The sequence below is a fragment of the Geodermatophilus sp. SYSU D00710 genome (assembly GCF_054050195.1).
The window spans coordinates 78260-97734 of sequence record NZ_JBJGYX010000011.1 but is presented as its reverse complement, the minus strand read 5'-3'; the positions used below and the strand labels follow the sequence as shown (position 1 = coordinate 97734).

The following is a 19475-nucleotide window of genomic DNA, read 5'->3' as shown; positions in this document are numbered from 1 at the left end:
CTTGTGCCTGCAAGGGGGCCGTTCCAGCACGTCACCGGGAGTCGTGCAGCCGGTCGAGCAGCGCCAGCAGCGGCTCGGCCACGGTCTCCGGGACGGCGACCGCCATCGGCTCGGCGAACGGCCGCCCGGGCAGCCCGGTGACCACCAGGCCCGCCTCGGCGGCGACCAGCGCGCCGGCGGCGTGGTCCCACGGCTTGAGGTCCAGCTCGTAGTACGCGTCCACCCGCCCGGCCGCCGCGGCGCAGAGGTCCAGCGACGCGCAGCCGTACCGGCGGATGTCGCGCACCTCGGGCAGCAGCTGCGCGAGGACCGCGCCCTGCGCCCGGCGCTGCTCCACCCGGTAGCCGAACCCGGTGGCCACGAGCGTCTGCCCGAGCTCCCGCGGGCGGTTGCCGGACAGTCGCACCGGCGCGGGCGCCTCGCGCGTGGAGAGGAAGGCCCCGCCGCCGGCCGTGGCGGTGAACAGGTCCCCGGTGGGGACGTCGAGGACCGCCCCGGCCACGGTGACGCCGTCGGCCTGGGCGGCGATCGACACCGCGTACCCGCGCAGGCCGTAGAGGAAGTTGACCGTCCCGTCGATCGGGTCGACCACCCAGCGCACGCCGCTGGTGCCCGCGCGGTCGGCGCCCTCCTCCCCGAGCAGGCCGTCGCCGGGCCGGGCGCCGAGCAGCCGGTCGGTGATCAGCCGCTCGGCCGCGGTGTCGACGGCGGTGACGACGTCGGTGGGGCTGGACTTGACGTCGACGGCGGCCGCGGCCGAACCGCGCTCGCGGGTGACCAGCGCGGCCGCCTCCCGGGCGGTGGCGACGGCCAGGTCGAGCAGGGCCACGGGTGACGCGGGGGCACTCACCCGGGCGATCCTGCCCGAGCCCCCCGGCCGCGTGCGGCGCCGGTCACTACTGTGGCCGCCGTGCAGGGGTTCGGCGTGGACATCGGCGGCAGCGGCATCAAGGGGTGCCTGGTCGACCTCGAGGAGGGAGCCCTCGTCGGGGAGCGCATCCGCGTGGAGACACCGCAGCCCTCGTCGCCGGCGGCCGTCTACGACGTCGTCGTGGGGATCGTGCAGTCCTTCGGCTGGACCGGCCGGATCGGCGTCACCTACCCCGGCGTCATGAAGCGCGGCGTGGCGCACACCGCGGCCAACATGGACAAGGGCTGGATCGGCACCGACGTCGACGCCGGGCTGAGCGCGCTGGTGCCGGGCACGGTCGAGACGCTCAACGACGCCGACGCCGCGGGGCTGGCCGAGATGCGCTACGGCGCCGGCCGCGACCGGCAGGGCGTCGTCCTGCTGCTCACGTTCGGCACCGGCATCGGCAGCGCGCTGTTCGTCGACGGCCACCTGGTGCCCAACACCGAGTTCGGCCACATCCAGGTCGACGGCCACGACGGCGAGAAGAAGGCGTCGGCCGCCGCGAAGGACCGGGAGGAGCTCAGCTACCCGCAGTGGGCCAAGCGGGTGGACCGCTACCTCGACGTCCTCGAGGGCAGCGTCTGGCCGGACCTGATCATCGTCGGCGGCGGCGTGAGCAAGAAGGCGCACAAGTGGGTGCCGCTGCTGTCGACGCGCACGCCCGTGGTGCCGGCGCAGCTGCAGAACGACGCGGGCATCGTGGGGGCCGCCCTGGCCGCCGCCGAGCGGCTGGAGCCCTGAGCCGGGACGCGGATCGCGAGCCGACCCTTCCGGGCGACCGGGCGCCGTTCGAGGCGCTGGTCACACGGCGTCACGCCGTTACAATGGAGGAGCCCCAGCCCGTCACCACCCAGCCGGGAGTCATCCCCCCTCCCCCCCCGCGGCCAAACACCGCGCCGGTCCCCGGGGCCCCCGGTCACCGGCCGACGGCAGGGGCCGCTACCCGGGAACCACACTGCTCCCGGGGAACGCACCGAGCACGGGAAGGAACCCTGAGTGCCCGCCGACAAGCCTGCACCGGACACCGAGGCCGCGAGCAGCACCCGCTCCCGGACGGTGGCCGCGAGCACCCGGCCCTCCCGGACCAGCACCCCCGTGGGGGTCACCGACGGCGGGACCACCAAGCCCGCCCCCCGGAAGAGGACCTCGGCCAAGCCCGCCGCGACGAGCACCAAGAGCGCTGCCAAGCCGAGCATCAGCCCCTCCCCGGGCGCCGGTGAGGGCACCGTGCTGACCGCGGTCGCCACCGACGACTCCGCCGTCGCGGTGATCGACGCCGGCGCCGAGGGCCTCACCCTCGACGAGACGGTGGTCGCCGGTCCGGACGGCGCCGAGCCCGCCGAGGTCCCCGCCGCCGAGGAGGCCGCCGCCGAGGGCGGCGACTTCGAGTGGGACGACGAGGAGGAGTCCGAGGCGCTCCGGCAGGCCCGCAAGGACGCCGAGCTCACCGCCTCGGCCGACTCGGTCCGCGCCTACCTCAAGCAGATCGGCAAGGTCGCCCTCCTCAACGCCGAGGAGGAGGTCGACCTCGCCAAGCGCATCGAGGCCGGCCTCTACGCCGCCGAGCGGATGCGCCAGGTCGAGGAGGAGGGCCAGAAGCTCTCCCCGCAGATGCGCCGTGACCTCAACTGGATCATCCGTGACGGCGAGCGTGCCAAGAACCACCTGCTGGAGGCCAACCTCCGCCTGGTGGTCTCCCTCGCCAAGCGCTACACCGGCCGCGGCATGGCGTTCCTGGACCTCATCCAGGAGGGCAACCTCGGCCTCATCCGCGCCGTCGAGAAGTTCGACTACACCAAGGGCTACAAGTTCTCCACGTACGCCACCTGGTGGATCCGGCAGGCGATCACCCGCGCCATGGCCGACCAGGCCCGCACCATCCGCATCCCGGTGCACATGGTCGAGGTCATCAACAAGCTCGGCCGCATCCAGCGCGAGCTGCTCCAGGACCTGGGCCGCGAGCCCACCCCGGAGGAGCTGGCCAAGGAGATGGACATCACCCCGGACAAGGTGCTGGAGATCCAGCAGTACGCCCGGGAGCCGATCAGCCTCGACCAGACCATCGGCGACGAGGGCGACAGCCAGCTCGGTGACTTCATCGAGGACTCCGAGGCGGTCGTCGCGGTCGACGCGGTCAGCTTCACCCTGATGCAGGACCAGTTGACCAGCGTGCTGCAGACCCTCTCCGAGCGGGAGGCCGGCGTCGTCCGGCTGCGGTTCGGCCTCACCGACGGTCAGCCGCGCACGCTCGACGAGATCGGCCAGGTCTACGGCGTGACCCGCGAGCGGATCCGCCAGATCGAGTCCAAGACGATGTCGAAGCTGCGCCACCCCAGCCGCTCCCAGGTGCTGCGCGACTACCTGGACTAGGCGAAGGACCTCCTCGCCCCCCGGCCCTCGCTCCGCTCGGGCCGGGCCCCTGCGAGGAGGCTGTTCCAGCACGTCACCCGGACGACCCCCGACCCCAGCGGTCGGGGGTCGTCGTCGTGCCGGTGTGTGTTCCGGCCGCGTTGCGGGATGGTCACGATCTCACCCTGCCGGGCGGACGACGCGGTGTACCGCGGCACCGGCCGGGTAGACGGCGTAGCGTGGAGGACGTCGAGACAGCAGCGGACCCACGGCAGCCGGAAGCCATCCGGCGCACCGGCACCACCAGCACCACGAACTGACAGACCAGCACCACCCAGTGACGTCCCTGCTGAACCCCCCCACCAGTCCCAGCGGCCACCGGCTCACCACGACCGGCGAGTCGGCCGCCGTGACGGGAGGCACGGGAACAGGAGGATCCATCCTGGCGCTGTGCAGGAGGCCGATCCGCAGCCGCGGGTCCGTGCGGTAGAGAGCGAGTGATGACCCAGATGACCCAGACGCTGACGACGACCCCCGCCGCCGACGACCTGGTCGTGCCCTTCCACTGCGACCGGTGCGGCGCACTGGCCAAGGTGCGTGTCGTGCTCGCCAGCGGTAGCGACCTCGTCTTCTGCGGGCACCACGCTCGCGAGTACGAGTCCAAGCTCCGCGACATCGCCGTCGACATCATCGAGACCGACGGCGAGCAGCGCCTCACGAACTGACGGAGGCGCTATCGTCGCTCCCAGCGATGAAGCCCTCACCCGACGCCGCCGCCGGCGTCCCCGTATCGCCTCGCGCGTACGGGGACCCGGCGGCTCCGTCGTTCCCGGGGACCCCCGGTCGACGGCGACCCGAGGAACCCCCGATGCCGCAGCACCCTGCCCCCGCCCCCGAGGCCACCGCGCCGGAGACCACCGAGACCGGCGGCTTCTCCGACGACACCCGGCCGGTCCCGCGCGACCGCGGGCCGGTCGGTCCGGACACCCCTCTCCCGCCGGCGCCTCCCGCGGCCGCCGCCCCCGCCGACACGGCCGGGGAGCCCGCAGCCGGGGATGCCGCGCTCGCCTCCGCCGAGGACGCGGGCCCGGTCGCCGCACCGGCCCCTCCGGCCGCGGACGACGCCGGCGGCGAGACCCCCGCGCCCGACCCGGTGGACGACACGGTCACGCTGACCGGCGGCCCCGCCGCCGACGCCGGCACCGACGCCGACGCGTCGCACGCCACCGAGCCGGTCGACCTCGCCGGACCGGTCCCGGCCGCACCGTCCGGCACCGCACCGTCCGGCACCGCACCGTCCGGCACCGCACCGTCCGGCACCGCACCGTCCGGCACCGCACCGTCCGGCACCGAGCCCGCGGACACCGACCTCTCCGACACCGTCACGCTGTCCGGAGCCGCGGTGCCGGCCGGCCCGCCTCCCGCCCCCGCCCCGGTGTCACCCACGCCCACCGGGACTGCCGGCGACGCCGGCGGGCCGCCCGCACCCCCGGCCGGCCCGAGCCGCCCGCGCCGTCCCTGGTGGCGCCGTCCCGCCGCGCTCGTCCCCGCCGGCCTGCTCGCCGTGCTCGGCGCCGGCTACGGCGTCGACCTGCTGGTGGCCGGGGACGACGTCCCCCGCAACACCGTCGTCGCCGGCGTGGAGATCGGCGGCCTGTCGCGCGCCGCGGCGGCCACCGAGCTCGAGGAACAGCTCGCGCCGCGGGTCGCGGCCGACCACGTCGTCGTCGCCGACGACGTCGAGACCACCCTCTCCCCCGCCACCGCCGGGATCGCCCTCGACGTCGACGCGACCGTCGACGCCGCCGGCGACCAGCCGCTGAACCCGTGGACACGCCTGGTGTCGCTCGTCGACGAGCGCGAGGTCACCCCGGTGGTCACCGCCGAGGAGACCTCGCTGGCCGCGCAGGTCGACACCATCGCCACCCAGGTCGACCGCGCGCCGGTCGACGCCACCGTCACCCTCGAGGGCACCACGCCGTCGGTGGTCCAGCCGGTCGACGGGCGCACGCTCGACCGCGAGGGCGCCGCCGACGCGATCACCGCGGCACTGGCCTCCGGCGGCGACCCGCAGACCCCGATCGAGCTGCCGGTCGACGTCACCCCGGTCCGGGTCGGCGCCGAGGAGGCGCAACGGGTCCTCGACGAGACGGTCACCCCCGCGCTGGCCGCCCCGGTCACCGTGACCAGCCAGGACGGCGCCACCTCGGTGGAGATCCCGGCCGAGGCCATCGCGGCGTCGCTGACCTTCACCCCGCAGGACAGCGGCGAGCTCGCCGTCGCCGTCGACCCCGCCGCGCTGCAGACGGCGATGGGCGAGGACTTCGCGGCCTTCGGCACCCCGGCCCAGGACGCCCGCTTCGAGATCACCGGCGAGACCGTGCGCGTCGTCCCCTCGGTCGACGGCACCGGCGTCGACCCGGACGCCCTGGCCGGCCAGCTGCTCGAGGTGCTGCCCGACCCCGCGCCGCGGACGGTCACCGCCGAGCTCGGCGCCGTCCCGGCCGACCTCACCACCCAGGAGGCCGAGGCGCTGGGCATCCGGGAGGAGGTCAGCTCCTTCACGACCACGACGACGAACAACGCCAGCGCCACCAACATCCGCACGGTGGCGGCGGAGGTCGACGGCGCCCTGGTGCTGCCGGGCGAGACGTTCAGTCTCAACGGGTACACCGGCCCGCGCGGCACCGCGCAGGGCTACGTGCCGGCCAACGTGATCAGCGGCGGCGAGCTGTCGACCGCCGTGGGCGGCGGGATCAGCCAGTTCGCCACCACGATGTTCAACGCGGTCTTCTTCGCCGGCCTCGAGGACGTCTTCCACAAGCCGCACAGCTTCTACATCAGCCGCTACCCCGCCGGTCGCGAGGCCACGGTGTACGAGGGCCAGATCGACCTGCAGTGGCGCAACGACACCGACACCGGGATCTACGTCGACACGCAGTGGACCCCCGGTGCCTCCGGCGGGTCGATCACGGTCACCTTCTACGGGACCAAGCGCTACGAGATCGAGGCGCTCGAGGGTGCGCGGCGCAACGTCCGCACGCCGGCCGTGCAGGAGAAGGTCGACGACGGCAACTGCATCCCGCAGGGCGGCGCGCAGGGCTTCGACGTCACGGTGACCCGGGTCTTCCGCGACCTGCAGTCGGGCGCCGAGGTGCGCCGGGAGACCTTCGAGACGTCCTACGCCGCCGAGGCGGTCATCCGGTGCGTGGCCCCGCCGCCGACCGACCCGGCGCCCGTCCCGCCCGCGCCGGACGCCGCGACGCCGCCCGCCGAGCCCACGGCCTGACCCCGCCGACCCCGGCTCCGGCCTCGTCCGACCGGGGGACACCGCTCCCGGCCGCTGCCCGGCGGCAGCGGCCGGGCCACCCGGGCGTGCACACTGGCCGGGTGAGCACCGTGCGGGCCGGCGGGCCGCCCCGCACCGGCGGGCCGGCCGGGGACGGCCGCGCCGTTCCCGCACCGGACGCCGTCGCCGCCCCCGCCGGCTCCGCGGTCCCGGCCGCCCCGGGGACCGGACCCGCCGACCCGCCCGCGCCGGGACGGCTCGACCACTGGCCGGCCGTGGTCCGGGTGCCGCTGCAGGTGCTCGGCCGCACGGTGGCCAAGGCGTGGCAGGACCGGATCCTGGGGCTGTCCGGCGAGGCCGCGTTCTGGCAGATCCTCTCGGTGCCACCGCTGCTCATCGCGCTGCTCGGGTCGCTGGGCTACCTCGGCGACTGGATCGGCGCCGAGGCGGTGCAGACCATCGAGGACACGCTGGTCGACGCCTCCAGCGAGGTGCTCACCGCCGACGTCGTCGACACGCTGGTGCGGCCCACGCTCTCCGACATCCTGACCTCCGGGCGGCTCGACGTCGTCAGCCTCGGCTTCCTGCTCACCCTCTGGGCCGGCTCCTCGGCGACCGCGACGTTCATGAACACGATCGTGATCGCCTACGACCAGCGCGACGTCCGCGGGCCGATCGCCACCCGGCTCATGGCGCTGTGGCTGTTCGTCGTCGGCCTGGTGCTGGCGGTGCTCATGCTGCCGCTGCTGGTGCTCGGCCGGGGGGTGCTGGTCGGATTGCTGCCGGCCGAGTGGCAGGACACCGCCACCATGCTGGTCAACGCCGTCTACTGGCCGCTGGTGGTCGTGGGCCTGCTGCTCGCGCTGACCAGCTTCTACCACGTGGTCCTGCCCCGGCGGCTGCCCTGGCGGCGGCACCTGCCGGGCACGCTGCTGGCCGTCGGCTTCTTCATGGTGGCCGCGACCCTGCTGCGGCTCTACGTGTCCGACATCCTGGTCGCCGCCCTGCCCTACGGAGCGCTGGCCACCCCGATCGCGGCGCTGCTGTTCCTGTTCTTCTTCGGCATGGCCGTGCTGCTCGGCGCCGAGCTCAACGCCGGCATCCAGGAGCGCTGGCCGGCGCCGCTGCGCCGGCACACCCGCCGGGCGAAGCGCCGGCGGGCCGCCGAGCTGGAGTCGGAGGCCAGGCGCCTGGGCCTCCGGTGACGTGCTGGAACGGCCCCTCGCAGGGGCCCGGCCCGAGCGGAGCGAGGGTCGGGGGGCGAGAGGGTCCTTCGTCAGTCCTTCCGCAGCTGCTCGTAGATCTCCTTGCAGGCGGGGCAGACGGGGCTGCCCGGCTTCGGGGACTTGGTCACCGGGAAGACCTCGCCGCAGAGCGCCTCGACGAGGGTGCCCATGACCGCACTCTCGGCGATCTTGTTCTTGCGGACGTAGTGGAAGACCTCGTTGGCGTTGCCGGTGTCGCCCTCGCGGACGTCGGGCTTCTCGAGGATGTCGGTGCTGCTCACGAACTGCTCCCTGGCTGGGCGACGGGTGCCGGCGGTCGACCGGCCGAGGGTGCGGCTGGGCGCTGACCGCCTCCCCCCATGATGGCAGGGTGAGCGCCGAACCCCGTCATGCCGCCGCCCCCACCGACCTGGTCCTGTCCCCCGAGGTCGCCGAGGCGCTCGACGCCGGCGCCCCCGTCGTGGCCCTCGAGAGCACGCTGCTCGCCCACGGCCTCCCCCGCCCGGACAACCGGGCCGCCGCCGACGAGGTGGAGTCCGCCGTGCGCACCGGCGGCGCGGTGCCCGCGACGATCGCCGTCCTCGACGGCGTCCCGCACGTCGGGCTGACGGCCGCGCAGGTCGACCGCGTCTGCGCCGACCCGGACCTGGCCAAGCTCGGCGTCCGCGACCTGCCGGTGGCCGCGGCGCTGGGGCTGTCGGGCGCGACCACCGTGTCGAGCACCGCGCTGCTGGCCGCGGCGGCCGGGATCGGCGTGTTCGCCACCGGTGGCCTCGGCGGCGTGCACCGCCAGTCGGCCGAGACCTTCGACGAGTCCGCCGACCTCACCGCGCTGTCGCGGACCTCGCTGGCCGTGGTCTGCGCCGGCGTGAAGTCGATCCTCGACGTCCCGGCCACGCTCGAGCGGATGGAGAGCCTCTCGATCACCGTCGTCGGCTACCGGACGACCCGCTTCCCCGGCTTCTACGTGGCCGACTCCGGCTCGGCCCTGGACTGGTCGGTCGACAGCCCCGAGCAGGCCGCCGCCGTCCTCGCCGCGCGGCGCGACCTGACCCCGGGTGCGGTCGTCGTCGCCAACCCGCTGCCGGCCGGTGAGCAGCTCGACCCGGGGCTGCACGACCGGGTCATCGCCGACGCGCTGGCCGCGGCCGAGGCCGCCGGGGTGCGCGGCAAGGCGGTGACGCCGTTCGTCCTCGACCACCTGCACCGGGCCAGCGAGGGCGCGACGCTGGCGGTCAACGTCCGGTTGGTGGTGCGCAACGCCGAGCTGGCCGGGCGGATCGCCGCCGCGCTCGCCCGGGCGGCGCGCTGAGCACCGGGCGGCCGGTCGTCGTCGTCGGCGACCTCGCCACCGACGTCGTCGTGGTGCTCGCCGGGGAGCCCGCGCCCGGCTCCGACCGGCCGGCGACCATCCGCAGCCGCGGCGGCGGGGCGGGGGCCAACGTGGCCGCGCACCTGGCCGCGCTCGGCGTCCCGGTGGTCCTCGCCGGCTGCGTGGGCGACGACCCGGCGGGGGCCGCCCTGGTGGCCGAGCTCGCCGCGGCCGGGGTCGCGCTCGCGGTGCGCACCGTCCCGGGCGCGGCCAGCGGCACGATCGTCAGCCTGGTCGACCCCGCCGGGCAGCGCAGCATGCTGGCCGACCGCGGCGCCAACCTGGACCTGCGGGCCGACGACGTCCCGGCGCCCGGGCCCGGCGGCCACCTGCACCTGTCGGGCTACACGCTGCTCGACGAGCGGCCGCGCGCGGCCGGACTGGCGGCACTGGCCGCGGCGCGCGCGTCCGGGTGCACGGTCTCGCTCGACCCGGCGTCCACCGGCCCGCTCACCGCGTACGGGGTGGACCGCTGGCTGGCCGACACCGACGGGGCCGACCTGCTGTTGCCCAACGCCGACGAGGCACGACTGCTCACCGGCTGCGCCGACGTGGCCGACGCCGCCCGGGCGCTCGCACGGCGGCACGCCGCGGTGGCGGTGACCCTGGGCGCCGACGGCGCGCTGTGGGCGTCGGGCGCCGCGCTGGTGCACCGCCCCGCGCACCCGGCCGACGTCGTCGACACGACCGGCGCCGGCGACGCGTTCACGGCGGGCCTGCTGGCGGTGTGGCTGGCCGACCCCGGCGGGGACCCGGCCGCGGCGCTGGACGCCGGGCTGGCGCGGGCGGCCGGCGTGGTGGGGCGGCCGGGGGCGCGGTGAGGGTCAGCCGTCGATGACCCTGCCGCCCTCGATGACGCGGCGTTCGCGGTCCGGGGCCTCGAGGATGCGGTCGGGCCGGGGCGGCACGTAGCGGTGGGCGTCGAGCTTCTTCTTCGGCGGCCGGTCGTTGGCCATGACGACGGCGATCCAGGGCAGCACGGTGCCGAGAACGGCGAAGAGGATCGCCAGCCAGAGGATCTGGTAGAAGGCCGCGGCCAGCACCAGGCTGACCGCGCGGACGGCCATCGTCAGGATGTACCGCTTCTTCCGCGCGGCGTGCTGCTCCACCAGGCTCGGTTCAGCCTGCGTGATCAGCACCGGCTCGGCCCTGCGGGTTCGCGCGGACTGCTGGCTCGAGGCCACGTGCACCCATCCCCTTCGCGGATCGGGGCAGAGGCGGCACGGTGTCGCCTGTGCGGGTCGGGAGCCCGTCCTCCGTCGGCCGGGCCCCGAGGATCCCCCGGTCCGCGCTCCATCGTGCCACCGCGCGGGGGGCCGTGCAGGTACCTCCGCGGACGTTCGGGTGCCGGTTCCCGCCGCTGCTCAGCCGGTCGTCGCGGCGGCCTTCGCGGCCTCCTTCGCTGTCTGCTTGGCGGCCCGGACCTCGGCCAGCGACTCCGGTCCGGTGACGTCGGCGACCGAGCGCCGGGAGCCCTCCTCGCCATAGGGCCCGGCCGCCTCGCGCCAGCCCGGCGGGGTCACGCCGTACTGCTTGCCCAGCAGCGCGACGAGGATCCTCGCCTTCTGCGCGCCGAAGCCGGGGAGCTCGCCGATCCTCGCCCGCAGGGTCGCGCCGTCGGGCACGTCGGACCACAGGCCGTCGGCCCGGCCGTCGTGGCGCTCGACCAGCACCCGGCAGACCGCCTGGGCGCGGGCGGCCATCGAGCCGGGGTAGCGGTGCACGGCGGGCGGCCCCTGGAAGACCCGGGCCAGCTCGTCGGGGTCGGCGTCGGCGATCGCGGCCGCCGAGAGGGTGTCCACGCCCAGGCGGTCGGCGAGCAGCCGGGGTCCGGCGAAGGCGCGCTCCATCGGGAACTGCTGGTCGAACAGCATGCCCAGGAGCAGCGCGAGCGGATCGCGGCCGAGCAGCTCGTCGGCAGCGGCGTCCTGGGTGATGCGGACAGTCGGCATGACCGGAGATCCTGCACGATGCTGCGACCCCCAGGACGTGCCTGCGCACGCCCGGCGACCCACGACGGTGGGTGGACCCGGCACGGCGACGGCGCCGCCCGGGGCGACCGGAGGACGCCGGACGATGCGGACGATGCGGTGCGCTCGCTCCCGGCCGGCCCACCTCGCGGTCAGAAGCGGAGTCCGTGCCGCTCGAGGACCTCCAGCGTTCCCTCGAGGTCGAGGTCCACCTCGTACGGTTCGGCCAGTCGGGCCAGCTCCTCCGGGTCCGGGAACGCGTCGAGCCGGTCGAGCACGTCGAACAGTTCCTCGAGCCCGCCCGGCGAGATCACCTCGAGGATCCGTACCGGCCGGTCGCCCGCGTTCCAGAACGTGTGCCAGGCACCGCGCGGCTTCCACACCAGGTCGCCGACCTCCGCGAACACCTCCTCGCCGTCCGAGACCGCACCCATGCGGCCCTCGAGCACGAGGCTGAACTCGTCCTCGCGACGATGACGGTGCAGTGGTGCGATCAACGTGCCCGCGGGGGCGTGGTGCTCGACGAGCGAGAGGCGACCGTCCGTCTCGGCCGCGGCGAGGAGGAACCGGTCGCGTGCACCGTCAGGCGCGCCGAGCAGCTCGCCCTCGCCCGCCCGGAGGACCTTGACCGTCATGCCTCGCTCCCCGATCCCGAGGGGACGCTCCCTCGCCACGGCGTCGGACAGCCTCTGGTGTTGCTAGGGCTCGGCTCAGCCGACGTCAACGTGTCCGCTGACGTTCCGGAAGTGCCGCCGAGCGACGGGCAGCGGCGCGGGTGGGTCCCCGCGGACGCCCGACGGAGACGCGCGGCCGCGTCCGGGTGCCAGACTGGTCCGGTCGACCAGGGCCGAGCAGGCGGCTCCGGGCGCCGGGAGGACTCCCTCCTCCCGCGACGACCGCCGTCCGGCTCGAGCCGAGGGGCCTTCCCGTGGACGACCAGCGACCGCCACTCGGCACCGGGGGTGTGGCGCGGACGGGGCCGAGCGTGTGGGCGCGGCGCCCACCTCCGGCGCCCTGGCTCGGCCGGCCGGCGACGTGGCCCGAGCAGCCGGACACGCCTGCGGCGCTGGCCGGTCTGCGCCGCCGCCTGCGCTCGGCCATCGACGACGGCGGGCTGCCGGCGGGGTGCGACGGCGGCGAGCGGCTGCTGCTGGTCACCGAGGAACTGGTGTCCAACGCGCTGCGGCACGGCCGCCCGCCGGTGGGCGTCACGGTCACCGCGCCGCGGCTCGGCTGGCTGGTGGCCGTGAGCGACACCGCCACCGACCTGCCGCCGGTCCCGGCGATCGGGCGGGACCCCGCGCACGGCGGCACGGGCCTGTCCCTGGTGGCACGGGTGTGCGGCGCGCACGGCTGGGTCGCCGAGGACGACGGCAAGGTCGTCTGGGCGCGGGTGCCCTACCTCGAGCTGCTCCGGACCGACCGGGTCGACCGGGCCACCGAGCGAGCCGTCCGCCTGGCCGAGGACCTCGCCGAGACGGCGGCCGGGGCCGCCAGGACCCTCGAGACGCTGGCCGGACAGGCGGACTCGGCCGGTCGGACCGACGTCGCGCGCCGGTTCCGGAGCGCGGCCAGGCGGGCCCGCCTGGAGGCCGAGCGGGCGCGCTGGACGGTCATCACCGCGCCCCGCCCGGCGGCCGGATCCCGCGTGCGCTGACCCTCCCCTGGCCGGCGGGCTGCGGTCGGTGCGGCCGGGGGCCGGCCGCTCCGGTCCGGAGCGCCGGGGCGAGTCCCGTGAGGTCGAGCATCCGCCGGGCCGGTCCGGTCGCCGGGAGCAGGAAGTCCAGGTCGCCGTGGATCCCGGCGCGGTCGGCGACCTCGAGCAGCAGTCCGGCGCCCACACTGGTGATCCAGCCCAGCCGGGTGAGGTCGACGGTGACCGGACGGGAGTCGGCCAGTTCGGCCAGGAGGCGCTCCCGGATCGCGCGGGTCCCGGCGAGGTCCAGGTCCCCGGCCAGCGCGAGGCACCGGCGGCCCTGGACGTCGGTGACCTCCATCGTGGCCGGCTGCTCGTCGGGCCGCTGCACCACGCGGACCTCCTCCACGGCGGCCCGGCGGCGGGGTGCCTCCGGTCGCGGAGCGAGGGGGACCACGAACCGCAGCGTGGTGCCGGCGGGCCCGGCGGAGAGGTCCACGTCGTCGGCGAGGACGGAGACGATCTGCAGTCCGCGGCCGCGGGAGCCGGGGTCGGCCGGTGGCCGGCGCCAGGTGCCGGTGTCGGCGACCGAGACCGCGACGCCGGCGCCGTCGAGGCCCATCTCGACGACGACCCGGCCGGGGCCGTCCCCGTCGCGGTAGGCGTGCTCGGCGGCGTTCCCGGTCGCCTCGCCGACGGTCAGCAGGAGGTCCTCGACCGCACCGGCGGGCAGGCGCGCGTCGAGGGCCCAGCGCCGCACCGCCCGGCGCACCTGCGCCAGCCGCACGGGCTCCGCGGGCAGGTCCAGCCGCAGCGGCGCGGGCAGCAGCCGGACCGCGACGACCGCGACGTCGTCGTTGCTGCCGTTCCCGTCGACGAGGTCACCGAGGACGCCGTCGACGAGCGCCGGCAGCGGATCCGACCGCCGGGCGGTGACGGCGGCTGCGAGCCGGTCGAGCCCGTCGTCGAGAGTGGCGCCGCGCCGCTCGACCAGCCCGTCGGTGTAGAGCACCAGCGTCGCTCCCGGCGACAGGGTGCGGGTCGCCTCCCGGCGGGGTCCGGAGGGCGGCAGGCCCAGCGCCGGGCCCAGCCCACCGTCGAGGTAGTCGGAGCGGCCGGTGACCCCGCCGCCGTCGGCCAGCAGCGGTGGCGGGTGACCGGCGCAGCTGTAGGCGAGCCGGCCGGTGTCCGGCTCCAGTCGCAGGCAGGCGACGGTGCTCACCCGCGCCCCGGCGACGTGGCCGGCGAAGCGGTCCAGGACCTCGAGCGCCCGCGCGGGTGGGAGTCCCGCGAGCAGCAGGCCGGCCAGCGCGCTGCGCAGCTGGCCCATCACGGCCGCAGCCGGGGCGCCGTTGCCGACGACGTCGCCGACGGCGACCGCGACCGCACCGCCGGGCAGCGGCAGGACGTCGTACCAGTCCCCACCGGCGGAGGTGCCCTGCACCGCGGGCAGGTAGCGGGCGGTGACCGCCAGCCGGTCCACCACCGGGAGCCGACCGGGCAGCAGGCTGCGCTGCAGCGTCTCGGCCATCACCCGCCGCACGTCGGCCAGTGCGGCGCGCTCGAACGCGACCGCCACCTGGTCGGCGACGCCGAGCAGGAACCCGCGCTCGTCGTGGTCGAAGGGCCTCGGCGCCCGGAAGGTGACGGCGAGCGCACCGACCAGCCGGTCGCCGACGAGCAGCGGCAGCGCGGCGACGCCCTGGGTGTGGTCGGACATGCTGTCGGCCACGGCGGGATAGCGGTCGACCACGGTGGCCCGGTCGGGCAGCCAGACCGGCCGGCGGGTGAGCGCGGCGTCGCCGAGCGGCGACGACGGCGTCAGCCGGATGGTGGTGTAGGGATCCCAGCGCCCGGCCGGGGCGCCGACGACGTCGATCGTGTGCAGCAGCCCGTCGTCGCCGAGGGTGCAGACGGCGACGGCGGAGGCGCCGAGCACGTCGCGGAGCCCGGTGGTGAGGGCGGCCGCCGCGTCGGCCACCGTGCCGGCGGCCGACAGCGCCACGGTGATCTCGTGCAGCTGCCGTCGCCGGGCGGCCAGGCGCTCGGCGGCCACCATCGTCGCCAGGCGCTGCCCCAGGTCGGCGGCGAGGGCGACGTCGGCTCCGTCGTACCGGTCCGGCGCCTGCGCGGTCAGGGTGAGCAGTCCGACGACGGCGCCGCCGTCGACCAGTGGCGCGGTGAGCCAGCTGGTACCGCCGAGCGCGCTGAGGGCGGCGAACTGGACCTCGTCGGTCGTCGCGGCACGGAACAGCTGCTCGGTGACCTCGGGGACGGCGAACGCGCGGCCGCTGCGGAGCTCGGCGGCGAACTGGTCGGGCACCCGCACCGACCCGAGGGTGCGGACCGGGCCCGCCAGGCCGGCGGGGGCGACGGCCACCGGCCGGTACCGCTCGTCGTCGCCGCGCAACCACACCGCGGCCCAGTCGGCCAGGTCGGGCACCAGCAGGCCGGTCACCGTCGCGAGCCGTTCCTCCACGCTGCCGGGACCGGCGAGCACCCGGCCGGCCGCGGCCAGCAGCTCCGCGGCCCGCTCACGGCGCTTCGAGTCGGTGACGTCCACGAGGACCGAGTGCAGGGCGGTCGGGGTCCCGCCCTCGTCGCGGGCGACGTACGCCAGGTGCTGCAGCCACACCCACCGCCCGTCGGCCGCCCGGACCCGGTAGGTCAGGGACAGGTCCTCGCCGTCGGCGATGGTGGCGCGCACGGCGGCGAGCACCTCGTCGGCGTCGTCCGGGTGGAGGATCCGCTGCCAGAGGCCGGGTTCGTCCAGCCACTGCCGGACCGGGTAGCCCAGCACCTCCTCGGCACGGGCGTTGACGAACCGGAAACGCCAGGTCCCCGGGTCGCGCTCCCACACGATCGCGTTGAGTCCGGCGACCATCGCCCGCATCCGGGCCGCGTTCTCCTCGGCGGCGCGGCGGGCCGCCCGGCCGGCCTCGTCGTCCCCGCCAGCCGGTCCGCCCACCTCGCGGACCCCGGCGGGCTGGGCGGGAGCACCCGGGCCGGGCTCCGGTGGGACGTGGGCGACGGTCCTGCGTGCTCCGGGATCGTGCTCTGCCACCGCTGGGCCCCTCGTCCGACCCCGCGGACGGTCGGTGCGGGTCGTCTCCGACGGCCGCCGCGAGGAGCTTCGCAGCCCTGGTGGGCGCGCGACCACCGCGCCTAGACTGCCTCTACGGTCAGCAGTGGTCGTCCTGGGCGGGCACCGCGCGACGCCGGCCTGGCGGTCGGCAGCGCAACGGTGTGGGGCGGTCGCAGGTGGCACCGCTGACCTACCCGGGCTCGGCGGTCGGAAACGCGTGCCGCTGAGCCGCCGCTCAGTGAGCGATCCTCCGGGTCCGGAGCTGCGCCGATGCAGCCGATCCCCACCGCCGTCGTGCGCACGGGCCCCGCCGCGTCGTGGCGCCGGAGGTCGGGATGACGCGTGTGCCCGTGCCCTGGCGGCTGGTGCTTCTCGTCGCCGCGGGGTACGCCGCCGGGTCCCTCACGTCCTTCGTGCTGTTCGAGTCGTCGAGCACGGGGGCGGTCCTGTTCCTGCCGGCCGGGGTGACCTTCTCCGCGCTGGTGCTCAGCGACCGTCGCCGGTGGCCGTGGGTCCTGGCCACCGCCGCGCTCGTCGAGGTGGCCGTCGACCGGACCCAGGGCATCGGCCCGGTCGCGGCCTGGGGGTTCGCGCTCGCCAACACCGCCGAGCCCCTCGTCGGCGCCACCCTGTTCCGCCGGTTCGCCCCGCAGCCCGACCTGAGCCGCCGCCGCGACCTCGGGGCCTTCCTGGCCTGCGGTGTGGTGGCCGGCCCCTTCGTGGGTGGGGTGGTCGGCTCGCTGACCATCCGCCTCTCGCAGGGACCGGCGGTCCTGGACGGCCTGCTCCCGTTCTGGGCCGGCGACGGGCTCGGGGTCCTCGTGGTGGCCGGAGCCGTGCTCACCCGGCGGCTGGACCGGGACCGGCCCGGCGCCCCCGGCCCGGGCCGGCGCGCCCTGCTCCTGGTGCTGACCGCCGGGGTGACGGTCGCCGTGTTCTGGCCGGTCATCGTGCCGGTGGCGTACCTGACGCTGCCGTGGCTGTTCTGGCTGGCGCTCCGGCACGGGGTGGCCGTGGTCACCCAGGCCGGCCTGGTGGTCGCCGTCACCGCCAACGTCATGACCGTGGCCGGGCACGGCCCGTGGGCGGCGTTGAGCGACACCCCCCGGGCGGAGGCCGCCGTCCTGCAGCTGTTCATCGCCGTGGCGGTCCTCGGTGCCTGGCTGCTCGCCGTCGAGATCGCCGAGCGGGACCGCGCCCGGTCAGTGTCCCGGCAGGAGGTCGCGGCCCGCCGCCGGGTGGAGGCCCTGCAGGAGGTGACCGCCGGGCTGGCGACCGCCGCGACCACCGAGGCGGTCGCCCGGGTGCTCGTCGGCTCCGGCATCGGCCTGCTCGCCGACTCCGGTGCCGTCGGGGTGGCCGACCGGGACGGCACCCGGCTGCGGGTCTGGACGACGGCCGGGCCGGGCGTCACCGACGTGTCGCTGGGCGACCCGTCACCGCTGACGACCGCTGCCCGGCGCCACGCCCCGGTCCGCGTCTGGGCTCCCGCCGCGCTCGCGGTCCCGGCCCGGGTGTCCGGCACGACGTTCGGCGCACTGGAGTTCCGGTTCGCCGACGACGGCGCGATCGACGACGACGTCGTCGCGATGTCCCGCACGCTCGCCGACCTCATGGCCCCCGCGCTGCACCGGGCGCGGCTGTACGAGGAGGAGCGGGAGGTGGCCCACCAGCTGCAGCAGTCCCTGCTGCCCGTCGTGCCCGGCGAGCTGCCCGGGGCGGGGTTCGCGGGCTGCTACCGCCCGGCCGACGAGCACCACGACATCGGTGGCGACTGGTACGACGCCTTCCCCCTGCCGTTCGGCCGGGTCGGGTTCGCCGTCGGCGACGTCGTCGGCCACGACCTGCGGGCCGCCGCCGCGATGGGACGGCTCCACTCGGCGCTGAGCGTCCTGGCCGCCGCGCCGCACGACGGCCCGGCCGCGGTCCTCGACGCGCTCGACCGGGCGTCGTGGACGATCCCGGGCGCGGGGCTCACCACGATCGGCTACGGCGAGTACGACCCCGCCACCGGCCGGCTGCAGTACGCGTGCGCGGGCCACCCGCCGCCGCTGCTGGTCAGCGACCACCACGCGCAGTTTCTCACCGGCGGGCGGTCCCGGCCGCTCGCCGCCGCCAGCGAGCCGCGCCCGGAGGCCACCGTCGACGTCCCACCCGGCTCCATGCTGCTGTGGTACTCCGACGGCCTCGTCGAGCGCCGCGACGCCGACCTCGACGCGGGCCTGGACCGACTGGCGTCGGTCGCCGGCCGCCTCGACGGCGCCTCCCCGCAGGCCTGGTGCGACGCGGTGATGGAGCAGCTGACCGGCGGCCAGCAGCTGCACGACGACGTCGTCCTCATCTGCCTGCGGCTGCAGCCGTCCGCGCTGGACCTCGCCCCCGGCGCGTCCGCCGTGCGACCCGGCTCCTCCGCCGCGGTCGGTGCCGTTCCCTCACCGGTCGGCGTCGAGCCCGACGCGGCCGACGGTGAGCCGACCCGGTTCCCCTCGTGACCTGCGTTCGTCCCCGGCCGGGTGCCGGCCGGCGAGGAGCCTGGCCTCGTGCTGTTCGGCAAGCAGCGCGCACAGCTCCGGCCGGCTGTGCACCCCCAGCTTGGCGAAGACGGATGCGACGTGCCCGCGCAGCGTGTGTGGGGAGATCCACAGGGCATGGGCGATGTCGGCGGTGGCCTCCCCACGCAGCAGCAGCTGGGTCACCTCGCGCTCGCGAGGGGTGAGCTCGGCGAGGGCGCAGATGAGCGGCGCGACCTCGCTGCGCCGGGCGGGCTCGAGGACCACCGCCACCCGTTCAGTACCGCCATCCGGGGGGTCCAGGCACGCAGCGTGCACGCTGAGGTGCCGCCCGCTGCGGCCGCGGACCTGCGCGCGCGCCGGACGGCCGGCGTCCCCACCAGCGGCCAGCCGCCGGGCCCGTGCGGCGACGGCGTAGACGACGCTCGGCAGCGGCAGCTCCTCCACCGGCAGTTCGGCCAGCCACCGCTCGGCCGGGCCGGTGACCGCGTGGACGTCCCCTCGGTCGAGGAGTACGACCCCGGGCGCCTCCGGAGGCTCACCCGGTCGGTCGGCGTCCCGGACGGCGAGCGAGGTCCGCAGGGCCGCCCCCACGTGCCCGGCCACGCGCGCCAGCAGCACCTCGTCGGCCACGGCGAACGGCGGCGCGTCCGCACCGCGGGTGAGGCAGACCGCACCCCAGCACTGCCCTCCCGCGCGGAACACGGCGCGCAACTCGTCCCCGAACCCCTGCGGCGCGTAGAGGGCGCGGTAGCGGGCGCTGCGGCCCAGGTCCCCGTGCGTGGCCGCGCTGAGCCGCGACACCGGACGGCGCCGGTGCGCCAGCGCCACGAAGCGGTTCACGTCGTCGCTGCACCACTCGTGCTCGATCAACCGGCGCTGCAGGACCGGGTCGACACCGTCGGCCAGGATCGCCGTCCCCAGCAGCGTGTCAGGATCCGTGACCAGCCACCCGGCGGCCGCATGGGGGACCGAGCGGCGCACGGCCCGGGCGACGTCGCCGAGCAGGGCCAACGGCGGCTGGACCCGGCCGCAGGCCTGCAGGACCGCACCGGTGGCGGACGGCGACGGCGCCGCCGGCGGGGCCGCGCTCATCCCCCCACGGTCCACCTGCCGGGGGCTGCT

General features: G+C 76.3%; 16 protein-coding genes. 9 read left to right on the top strand and 7 right to left on the bottom strand.

Annotation, left to right across the window (positions count from 1 at the left end):
• Positions 1-31: 31 nt before the first annotated feature.
• Entirely contained in the window at positions 32-850 is an 819-nt protein-coding gene (locus tag ACI78U_RS07575; RefSeq protein ID WP_456874677.1) for an inositol monophosphatase family protein, read from the bottom strand.
• Positions 851-910: 60 nt separating this feature from the next.
• On the opposite strand from ACI78U_RS07575, the gene ppgK reads away from it, so the two are divergent.
• From ppgK to ACI78U_RS07550, 5 genes are all read left to right on the top strand, one after another.
• Positions 911-1654 (top strand): polyphosphate--glucose phosphotransferase, encoded by a 744-nt coding sequence (ppgK, locus tag ACI78U_RS07570; RefSeq protein WP_456874676.1) that lies wholly within the window; start codon positions 911-913, stop codon positions 1652-1654.
• A gap of 255 nt (positions 1655-1909) precedes the next feature.
• Positions 1910-3283, top strand: coding sequence for an RNA polymerase sigma factor (locus ACI78U_RS07565; RefSeq protein WP_456874675.1), 1374 nt, complete (start codon positions 1910-1912; stop codon positions 3281-3283).
• Between the two features lie 479 nt (positions 3284-3762).
• Positions 3763-3987: a DUF7455 domain-containing protein gene (locus ACI78U_RS07560; protein ID WP_456874674.1), complete on the top strand. Its 225-nt coding sequence runs from the start codon at positions 3763-3765 to the stop codon at positions 3985-3987.
• A 143-nt stretch (positions 3988-4130) separates the two neighbouring features.
• Positions 4131-6551 (top strand): VanW family protein, encoded by a 2421-nt coding sequence (locus ACI78U_RS07555; RefSeq protein ID WP_456874673.1) that lies wholly within the window; start codon positions 4131-4133, stop codon positions 6549-6551.
• A 101-nt stretch (positions 6552-6652) separates the two neighbouring features.
• The gene (locus ACI78U_RS07550) at positions 6653-7756 is read left to right on the top strand and encodes a YihY/virulence factor BrkB family protein (protein ID WP_456874672.1); all 1104 of its coding nucleotides are present in this window, start codon (positions 6653-6655) and stop codon (positions 7754-7756) included.
• Between the two features lie 71 nt (positions 7757-7827).
• Here ACI78U_RS07550 and ACI78U_RS07545 read toward each other — a convergent pair whose 3' ends face one another.
• On the bottom strand, positions 7828-8058 hold the full coding sequence (locus tag ACI78U_RS07545; RefSeq protein WP_456874671.1) for a DUF3039 domain-containing protein: 231 nt from the start codon (positions 8056-8058) through the stop codon (positions 7828-7830).
• 89 nt (positions 8059-8147) lie between these two features.
• Between ACI78U_RS07545 and ACI78U_RS07540 the strand changes: the two genes are divergently transcribed.
• Together ACI78U_RS07540 and ACI78U_RS07535 are read left to right on the top strand one after the other, a co-directional pair.
• Positions 8148-9089 (top strand): pseudouridine-5'-phosphate glycosidase, encoded by a 942-nt coding sequence (locus ACI78U_RS07540; RefSeq protein WP_456874670.1) that lies wholly within the window; start codon positions 8148-8150, stop codon positions 9087-9089.
• Positions 9086-9970 (top strand): carbohydrate kinase family protein, encoded by an 885-nt coding sequence (locus tag ACI78U_RS07535; protein ID WP_456874696.1) that lies wholly within the window; start codon positions 9086-9088, stop codon positions 9968-9970. The genes ACI78U_RS07540 and ACI78U_RS07535 overlap by 4 nt, the downstream gene beginning before the upstream one ends.
• Positions 9971-9973: 3 nt before the next feature.
• Here ACI78U_RS07535 and ACI78U_RS07530 read toward each other — a convergent pair whose 3' ends face one another.
• The 3 genes from ACI78U_RS07530 to ACI78U_RS07520 form a co-directional block, all read right to left on the bottom strand.
• Positions 9974-10288: a DUF3099 domain-containing protein gene (locus tag ACI78U_RS07530; RefSeq protein ID WP_456874669.1), complete on the bottom strand. Its 315-nt coding sequence runs from the start codon at positions 10286-10288 to the stop codon at positions 9974-9976.
• A 225-nt stretch (positions 10289-10513) separates the two neighbouring features.
• The gene (locus tag ACI78U_RS07525) at positions 10514-11101 is read right to left on the bottom strand and encodes an HhH-GPD-type base excision DNA repair protein (protein ID WP_456874668.1); all 588 of its coding nucleotides are present in this window, start codon (positions 11099-11101) and stop codon (positions 10514-10516) included.
• Positions 11102-11271: 170 nt separating this feature from the next.
• Complete coding sequence (locus ACI78U_RS07520) at positions 11272-11754, bottom strand: cupin domain-containing protein (protein WP_456874667.1); 483 nt, start codon at positions 11752-11754, stop codon at positions 11272-11274.
• Positions 11755-12047: 293 nt separating this feature from the next.
• Between ACI78U_RS07520 and ACI78U_RS07515 the strand changes: the two genes are divergently transcribed.
• Positions 12048-12776, top strand: a complete 729-nt coding sequence (locus tag ACI78U_RS07515) for an ATP-binding protein (protein ID WP_456874666.1) — start codon at positions 12048-12050, stop codon at positions 12774-12776.
• On the opposite strand, the gene ACI78U_RS07510 is transcribed toward ACI78U_RS07515, so the two are convergent.
• The gene (locus ACI78U_RS07510; RefSeq protein WP_456874665.1) at positions 12736-15723 is read right to left on the bottom strand and encodes a SpoIIE family protein phosphatase; all 2988 of its coding nucleotides are present in this window, start codon (positions 15721-15723) and stop codon (positions 12736-12738) included. The two genes, ACI78U_RS07515 and ACI78U_RS07510, sit on opposite strands and share 41 nt — an antisense overlap.
• 452 nt (positions 15724-16175) lie before the next feature.
• Between ACI78U_RS07510 and ACI78U_RS07505 the strand changes: the two genes are divergently transcribed.
• Positions 16176-18332, top strand: a complete 2157-nt coding sequence (locus tag ACI78U_RS07505; RefSeq protein WP_456874664.1) for a SpoIIE family protein phosphatase — start codon at positions 16176-16178, stop codon at positions 18330-18332.
• Here the strand turns inward: ACI78U_RS07505 and ACI78U_RS07500 are convergent.
• Complete coding sequence (locus tag ACI78U_RS07500) at positions 18273-19445, bottom strand: helix-turn-helix transcriptional regulator (RefSeq protein WP_456874663.1); 1173 nt, start codon at positions 19443-19445, stop codon at positions 18273-18275. The genes ACI78U_RS07505 and ACI78U_RS07500 overlap by 60 nt on opposite strands.
• Positions 19446-19475 lie beyond the last annotated feature (30 nt).